Below are 7,830 nucleotides of genomic sequence, written 5' to 3'. Positions count from 1 at the left end.
TGCGCGCGCGCTCGATCATCATCGATCGCAACGGCGCGCGCTCCGAAGTGTTCCTGCCCGCGAACGCGCCCGGCCCGACCATCTACGTGCGCTGATTTCTTCCGCTGTGACGGCGCGACGCTCTCCGATTACAGTGCGCCGTCACGTCCTGGCGGCGTGACACCCGCCGTCACTGCACCAGGTTGTTCAGCTCGATGATCGGCAGCATCACGGCCAGCACGATCACCAGCACCACGCCACCCATCGCCAGGATCAGCAGCGGCTCCAGCAGGCTCGTCAGGAACATCGTGCGCCGTTCGAGTTCGCGCGCTTCGCCTTCAGCCGCGCGGTCGAGCATCGTCGTGACATCGCCCGTCGCTTCGCCCGAGCGGATCAGGTGCACGAGCACGGGCGGAAACGTCTTCGTGTTGCCGAGCGCGCGCGACAGCGACGTGCCTTCGCGCACGCGCACGATCGCATCGTCGATATTGCCGCGCATCGCGCGGTTGCTGAGCGTTTCGCTCGCCGCCTGCAACGCGCGCAGGATCGGCACGCCCGCAGCCGTCAGGATGCCGAGCGTGCTCGCGAAGCGCACCGTGTTATAGCCGCGCACGAGCTTGCCGAAGAGCGGGGCCGTCAGCGTCCAGCGGTCGAACGCGAAGCGCGGCGCCGGCTGCGCGAGGATCGAACGCACCACATAGACGACGACCACCACCGCGATCAGCACGGCCCACCACCAGTTCCGCACGAAGCCCGAGAGCGCCATCATCATGACGGTGAGAATCGGCAGCTGCTGCTTCGTGCTCGCGAAGACGTTCACGACTTGCGGCACCACGTAGCTCAGCAGAAATGTGACGATGCCGAACGCAATGATCGTCACGATAGTCGGATACGTGAACGCAAGGATGATCTTCTGCTTGAGCGCGTTGCGCTGCTCGATGTAATCGGCGAGGCGCGACAGGACGAGTCCGAGCTTGCCCGTATGTTCGCCGGCGGCGACGAGCGCGCGATAGATCTCGGGAAAATCTTTCGGATGCTGCGACAGCGCGTTGGCAAGCGAATGGCCGCCCAGCACTTCGGCGCGAATCGCCGCCATCAGTTCGCGGATGTAGTCGCGCTCCGACTGCTCGGTGAGCACGGCGAGCGCTTCGTCGAGCGGCAAGCCTGCGATCAGCAGGCTCGCGAGTTGCCGCGTGAGAATCGCCTGCTCGCGCTGCGAAAGCTTGCGTCCCAGCGACAGCCGCTGGCTGCGCTCGCCGCGCGTGCGCGTCGCGGCCGGTTCGACGACGAGCGGCGTGAGCCCTTGCGTGCGCAATTGCGTGCGCGCGCCGCGCGCGCTGTCGGCGTCGAGCACGCCCTTTTGCGCCTTTCCCGCGGCGTCGATTGCTTCGAAGCGGAATGCGGGCATGGGCTCAGACTCCGCCCGTCACGCGTATCACCTCTTCGAGCGACGTCATGCCCGATGCGAGCCAGCGCTCGCCGTCCTCGCGCAACGTGCGCATGCCCTGCTTGTGACCCGCTTCAGCAATTTCGGCGTCGGCGGCATTGCGGTGAATCAGCGTGCGGATCGGCTCGTCGACGTTGAGCAGTTCATACACGCCGCGACGCCCCGCGTAGCCCGAATGCCCGCACTTGTCGCAGCCGACCGGGTGCCACACCTTGCGGCCGCCTTCTTCTTCGCGCTCTTCCTTGCACACGGGACACAGGCGCCGCACGAGACGCTGCGCGAGCACGCCCAGCAGCGACGACGCGAGCAGATACGGCTCGACGCCCATATCCGTCAGACGCGTGACGGCCGACGCAGCATCGTTCGTGTGCAGCGTCGCGAGCACGAGGTGGCCCGTCAGCGACGCCTGCACCGCGATCTGCGCCGTTTCGAGGTCGCGGATTTCGCCGATCATGATGATGTCCGGGTCCTGACGCAGAATCGAACGCAGCGCGCGGGCGAACGTCATGCCGATGCGCTCGTTCACCTGCGTCTGCCCGATGCCGGACAGGTCGTATTCGATCGGGTCCTCGACGGTCATGATGTTCGTCGTCGCCGTTTCGAGCCGCGACATTGACGCGTAGAGCGTCGTCGTCTTGCCCGAACCCGTCGGGCCCGTGACGAGCACGATGCCGTGCGGACGCGAAATCAGCTTGTCGAACTGCGCGAGCGTATCGGGCGCCATGCCGAGCGCTTCGAGATTCAGACGCTGCGCGTCTTTTTCCAGCAGACGCAGCACGGCGCGTTCGCCGTGGCCCGTCGGCAGCGTCGAGACGCGCACGTCGACAGGCCGTCCGCCGACACGCAACGTAATGCGGCCGTCCTGCGGCAGGCGCTTCTCGGCGATGTCGAGCTGCGCCATGATCTTGATCCGCGAAATCAGCGCGCCATGCAGCGCTTTTTTCGGACGCACGACATCACGCAACGTGCCGTCGACGCGAAACCGCACCACCGATGCATTCTCGAACGGCTCGATGTGAATATCCGATGCCTGCTCGCGCGCAGCCTGCGTGAGCAGCGCGTTGATCATGCGGATGATCGGCGCGTCGTCTTCGGATTCCAGCAGGTCTTCCACTTCGGGAATGTCCTGCATCAGACGCGACAGATCGACTTCGCCCTCTACTTCGCCGACCACCTGCGCGGCGCTGCCGTCCTGGCGCGCGTACGCCTGATTGATCGCCTGCGCGAGTTCATCCGCATTCGTGCGCACGACCGACACCGCGCCGAAATTGCGCGCGACTTCGGCGAGCGCGGCCTGACTCGTGCGCTCGCTGATCCACACTTCGATCGTATCGGCATGCTGATGCGCGACGAGAATCTGGCCGCTCTTCGCGAAGCCGTACGGCACGAGCCGCGCGGCGAGCGGAGAAGGCGCTTCGCGCGCCGGTTGAGCGGATGTTTCCGGTGCTTCGCGTACGCCTTCCGCTGTAGCGGCGGCGTGCGGCCCGGAAAGCGGCGTCGTGCTCACGGTCTTGCTCCGGGTGAGGCAATCGTGCCCTGGGTTGCAGCACCTGACGTGCCCGGCGTTCCGTTCGTGCCATTGGCGCCGTTTGCGGAGTTCGTGCCGTTCACGTTGTTCGTGCCATTCATGCTGTTTACACCATTCGCGCCGTTCGCGCCGTTCACAGCGTTCGTGCCGTTCACACCATTCGTCCCGTTCGAGCCACTCGGGCCGTTCACGTCACTCGCACCATTCGGCGCCTGCGGCCGGCGCGTCATGTCGTTGAAGTCGAACAGGTTCTGCGCGGGCACGCCGCCTTCGCTCGGTCCCGGCGGCGCGGGCGGCAGCATCGGTATGTTCTTGTCGCGGATCAGGTTATTGTCCGTCTGATAGCCGCCCTGCTGCGCGCGCAGATAGTCGTAACGGCTCAACGCAATCGACGAACTGGTCGCCTGATCGCGCACGATCACGGGCCGCAGGAACACCATCACGTTGGTTTTCGTGCGCGCCTTGTTTTCCGAGCGGAACAGTTGGCCGAGCCACGGGATGTCGCCGAGCAGCGGCACCTTGCTGTTGCCGTTCGAGTAGTTGTCCTGCATCAGGCCGCCGAGCACGATGATCTCGCCATCGTCGGACAACACAGTCGACTGCACCGAACGCTTGATGATCGTCACGCCGCCCGGATTGTTCGTCGAGGTCGGATCGACGGACGAATCTTCCGAGTAGATTTGCAGCTTGATGATGCCGCCGTCGGTGATCTGCGGCTTTACGTGCAGCACGATACCGACGTCCTGACGATCGAATGTATTGAACGCGGTCACGGACGTCGCGGCGTTGGCGGTCGGCGTCGCGTACGAACCCGTCACGACAGGCACGTTCGAGCCGACGACGATCTTCGCTTCCTCGTTGTCGAGCGTGATCAGGTTAGGCGTTGACAGGATGTTCGCGTCGCTCGACTGCGCCAGCGCCTGCAACAGGCCGCCCAGACCGAACACATTGCCGAAGCGGTGCAGCAGGCCGATGTTCACGCCGTTGTTCAGCAGATTCGTGCCCGTCGTCGCGAGCGCCGCGGCCGGGTTGTTCGCGATGATCGCGCCCTGCGCGGTCAGGTTCACGATGCCCTGACTACCGTTCGAATTGAAGTTCGAACTGCCGTAAAGACCGTTGTTGCCGCTGTTCGACAGCAGCGCACCCTGCCACTGGATGCCGAGGTTCGCGCTCGACGTCGCCGACAGCTCGACGATCAGCGCCTCGATATACACCTGTGCCCGACGCGAATCGAGCTGGTCGATCACGCTGCGCAGGTTGCGGTAGACGGGGTCGGACGCGGTGATGATCAGCGAGTTCGTCGCCGCATCGGCCTGGATCATGCCGCCGGGCTGGTTCTCTTCGCCGCCGCCTTCCTTTTCGCCGAGGAACGCAGCCTCCTTGTTGCCCTGGCCGCCATAGGTGCCGCCGCCGCCGCCGAGCGGATTGCCGCCCATCGACGATGACGACGAGCCGCCGAGCGAGCCGCCCGGCAGCGGGGGCTGGCCCGAGGTGCCCGTCGACGAGCTCGCGTTGCCCTGGTTGAACGCGTTCGCAGCATTGGCGCCGCCCGACGACGACGTTTCGCTGCCGCCCTTGCCGAGCATGCCGCGCAGCGTCTTCGCAAGACGCACGGCGTCCGCGTTGCGCAACTGCACGACGTGCATGTTGCCGGGCTGGCCCGTTGCCGCATCGAGCTGCTTCGCGAGCGACTTCGCCGCCGCGAGGCGCGCCGCGTTCGACGCGCGCAGCAGCAGCGAATTTGTGCGCGGGTCGGCCTGCACGGAGACCTTCAGCGTCGCGTCCGTATTGCCGATCGAGCCGGGGTCGAGCATTTTCGACATCTGTGTCGCGACGTCGATGGCATTCCCGTTCTTCAGCTGCACGACCTGCACCTGCTGGCCGGCTGCCGTATCGACGCCCGCAATGATCTGCGCGATGCGGCGCACGTTATCCGCGTAGTCGGTGACGACGATCGTGTTGTTCGACGGATACGCGGCGACCGTGTTGTTCGGCGAGATGAGCGGACGCAGCACGGGCAGCAGGTTGTTCGCCGATTCGTTCTTCAGCTGGAACACCTGCGTGACAACCTGATCGCCGCGCGCCGCGGGCGCATTGCCGACGTAGGTCGGCACGCCCTGCAGTTTTGCATCCGCTTCGGGCACCACCTTCAACACGCCGTGATCCTGCACCAGCGAAAAGCCCTGCATTCGCAGCGCGGACTGCAAGGTCTTCAACGCCTGATCTTCAGGGACAGGATTCTCGGAGACGAGATTCAATTGCCCCTTCACACGCGGGTCGACGATGATCGTCTTACCCGTCGCCGCGCCAATCGCTCTGGCCACCTGATCGATGTCGGCGTTGACGAAATTGAGCGTCACCTGTGCGTGTGCAGTGTGCGCGGTGATCATGCCAGCGACCAGCAGCGCTGTCGCCACGCGACGCAATGCCATACGATTTCTTCTCATGAATAGGATTTCGAAGTCGACGGTGTGACCGCCGACAATCATGCACAGTGGACGACGGGCCGACACAAGGTCGTCCTCGATCTGACGCGACGTTCCCACAGCAGCGAATGCCGGGAACGCCTTGCTTCCCTGTAACCGAAAACAATGAACAGTAACAGCTTTTCGTGTCGGAAATGTCACAAAAACCGAAAGGCCGGTGTGATTCCTCTAACGATTCCAATCAGACTGTCGTCTGATTGCGTGCTTCGTTACGTTCTTGAAAGTTTGTGACTCGGACCGTACGTTGTTACACACGGTTTCCCTTTGGCCGCAATTTACTGGCTTATGTCGGTTGGCCAACTTTAACGCGACATATCCAGCCGGTATGATACGGGCGGATCCAATCATTTGAGCATAACATGCTTAGCGGGTTTTCCCGAGTGCAGGCCCGCAGGATAAGGGTCTCAAGTAGTCTTTACCGTTTTTCCCGTTCGCACACCGACATAATTCACCATCTTGACCGATGAAGCCGTCCTCACTCACTGTCGCCGTTGGACTCGCCGCGCTGCTGGGCGCCGGGTCTGCACGCGCGGACTGCTTTGACGAGGCCGCCAACTATCAGAAGGTCAATCCGCTGATCCTGCGGGCCATTGCCTGGCAGGAATCGCATAACCGTCCCGCCGCCGTGCATAAGAACGCCAACGGCTCGACCGACTACGGCGTCATGCAGATCAACTCCGTGCATCTGCCCGCGCTCTCGCAGTACGGCATCTCGCAGGGCACGTTGATGGAGCCGTGCAAGAACGTGTACATCGCCGCGTGGCATCTGCGGCAGAAGATGAACAAGTACGGCAATACATGGGCGGCCGTCGGTGCTTACCATTCCGAAACGCCATCGCTGCGCGACGAGTACGCAAGGCAAATCGTTGCGATACTTCGCAAGTGGAACCTGATGCCGCCCGAAAATAATCGGGCTCGCACATCCGTCACCGCGGACAACGACACGCGTCGGTCCCGCGCCAATTGATGCACAATGCGGCTTCGTGCTGCTGCCGGCTAGCTTCCGTCTGAGTCCGACGCCCGCTGTCTGACGCTCGACCGGCGCATGCGTTTTTCACCTTCAAGTTTTTCGCACCACGATGAACCAGCCGCTTTTGCCCATCACCGTGATCTCCGGTTTTCTGGGCGCCGGCAAGACCGCGCTCGTCGATCAGATTCTCTCGAATCGCGGCGGCCCGCGCGTCGCGGTGATCGTCGCCGATCTTGCTGCCGTTCGTGTCGATATCGACAACGCAACACCCGCGTCTTCCACGGCATCGCGCATCGAACTGCCGAACGGCTGTGTGTGCGTGCAAGCCGGAGAAGATCTGCTCGAACAGATGCTGGAAGTCGCGTCGGCGGCTGATCGCTTCGATGCCGTCGTGATCGAAGCATCGGGTGTCGACGAGCCGATGGATCTCGTCGAGTCGATCATCGAAGACGAATCGCTGGCCCCGCGCGTGCGTATCGATACCGCCGTGACGGTTGTCGACGCAGCGAATTTTCTGCGCGACTATGCGTCGACGGATGCGCTGTCCGAGCGCGGCATCGCCGCGCATGAACACGATGACCGAACGATCGTCGAGGTGCTGATCGAACAGATCGAGTTCTGCGACGTGCTCGTGATCAACAAGGCAGACCTCGTTTCCGCCGACGATCTCGCGCATCTGCAAGCAATCCTCGCAGCGCTCAATCCGCGCGCGGCGCAGATCGCCAGCAGCTACGGCAACGCGCCCATCGACGAGGTGATCGATACGGGGCGCTTCGATTACGACGCGACGTCGAATGCGGCGGGCTGGCTCGCGTTGCTGCATGATCCGCTCAGTCATCTGGAAGCGGGCGAGGGCAAAGGCGTCGGGCACGTCGTCTATCGCGCGCGGCGGCCGTTTCATCCGGGGCGTCTATGGGCGCTGCTTCACGAGGAATGGAAAGGCGTGCTGCGCGGCAAAGGCTTCTTCTGGCTCGCGACGCGCAACGACATCGGCGGTTCGCTGTCGCAGGCGGGCGGCGCATGCCGTCCCGTGCCTGCTGGAACATGGTGGGCCGCGCAGGATCGCAGCGAGTGGCCCGAAGGGGACGACGAACTGCTGGAGGAAATCGCGGCGGACTGGTTTGGCGACGCCGGCGACTTCACAATCGGCGACCGTCGCCAGGAGCTGGTGCTGATCGGCGTCGATATCGAACCGGCGAAGTGGCGCGCAAAGTTCGATGCTTGCCTGTTGACGGACGCCGAATATGGATTGGGCGCGCAAGGCTGGCGACAACTGCCGGACCCGTTCCCCGCGTGGGATCTCGACGACGACGGTCACGAACACGAACACGACCACGAACATGATCACGACCACGGTCATGCGCATCATCACCATCACGATGGCGACGGTCATCACCACCAGCATTGAGCAAGATCGACA

5 protein-coding genes are annotated in these 7,830 nt (G+C 63.6%); 2 read left to right on the top strand and 3 right to left on the bottom strand.

Features of this window, described 5'->3' with window-relative positions:
* Positions 1 to 169: 169 nt before the first annotated feature.
* The 3 genes from gspF to gspD are packed head-to-tail and all read right to left on the bottom strand — an operon-like array spanning position 170 to position 5,386.
* Positions 170 to 1,387, bottom strand: coding sequence for a type II secretion system inner membrane protein GspF (gene gspF / locus AB4Y32_RS30090; RefSeq protein WP_368724812.1), 1,218 nt, complete (start codon positions 1,385 to 1,387; stop codon positions 170 to 172).
* A gap of 4 nt (positions 1,388 to 1,391) precedes the next feature.
* A complete protein-coding gene (gene gspE / locus AB4Y32_RS30085) occupies positions 1,392 to 2,933 on the bottom strand; it encodes a type II secretion system ATPase GspE (protein WP_368724811.1) in 1,542 nt (513 codons plus the stop codon).
* Positions 2,930 to 5,386, bottom strand: coding sequence for a type II secretion system secretin GspD (gene gspD, locus AB4Y32_RS30080; RefSeq protein ID WP_368724810.1), 2,457 nt, complete (start codon positions 5,384 to 5,386; stop codon positions 2,930 to 2,932). Before gspD ends, gspE begins: the two co-directional genes overlap by 4 nt.
* A 517-nt stretch (positions 5,387 to 5,903) precedes the next feature.
* On the opposite strand from gspD, the gene AB4Y32_RS30075 reads away from it, so the two are divergent.
* Both AB4Y32_RS30075 and AB4Y32_RS30070 read left to right on the top strand, forming a co-directional pair.
* The gene (locus AB4Y32_RS30075) at positions 5,904 to 6,407 is read left to right on the top strand and encodes a lytic transglycosylase domain-containing protein (RefSeq protein WP_368724809.1); all 504 of its coding nucleotides are present in this window, start codon (positions 5,904 to 5,906) and stop codon (positions 6,405 to 6,407) included.
* A gap of 112 nt (positions 6,408 to 6,519) precedes the next feature.
* A complete protein-coding gene (locus AB4Y32_RS30070; RefSeq protein WP_368724808.1) occupies positions 6,520 to 7,818 on the top strand; it encodes a GTP-binding protein in 1,299 nt (432 codons plus the stop codon).
* Positions 7,819 to 7,830 lie beyond the last annotated feature (12 nt).

The sequence above is a fragment of the Paraburkholderia phymatum genome (assembly GCF_040965635.1).
In the GTDB taxonomy this organism is placed as follows: domain Bacteria; phylum Pseudomonadota; class Gammaproteobacteria; order Burkholderiales; family Burkholderiaceae; genus Paraburkholderia; species Paraburkholderia phymatum_B.
The sequence above is the reverse complement of the archived record's forward strand: the minus strand, read 5'-3'. Positions and strand labels throughout refer to the sequence as shown.

What these genes read in the sequence shown, in the direction of transcription:
- AB4Y32_RS30075 (WP_368724809.1), top strand. Translation starts at nt 5,904, where the DNA reads ATGAAGCCGTCCTCACTCACTGTCGCCGTTGGACTCGCCGCGCTGCTG.
- gspD (WP_368724810.1), bottom strand. Translation starts at nt 5,386, where the DNA reads ATGGCATTGCGTCGCGTGGCGACAGCGCTGCTGGTCGCTGGCATGATC.
- AB4Y32_RS30070 (WP_368724808.1), top strand. Translation starts at nt 6,520, where the DNA reads ATGAACCAGCCGCTTTTGCCCATCACCGTGATCTCCGGTTTTCTGGGC.
- gspF (WP_368724812.1), bottom strand. Translation starts at nt 1,387, where the DNA reads ATGCCCGCATTCCGCTTCGAAGCAATCGACGCCGCGGGAAAGGCGCAA.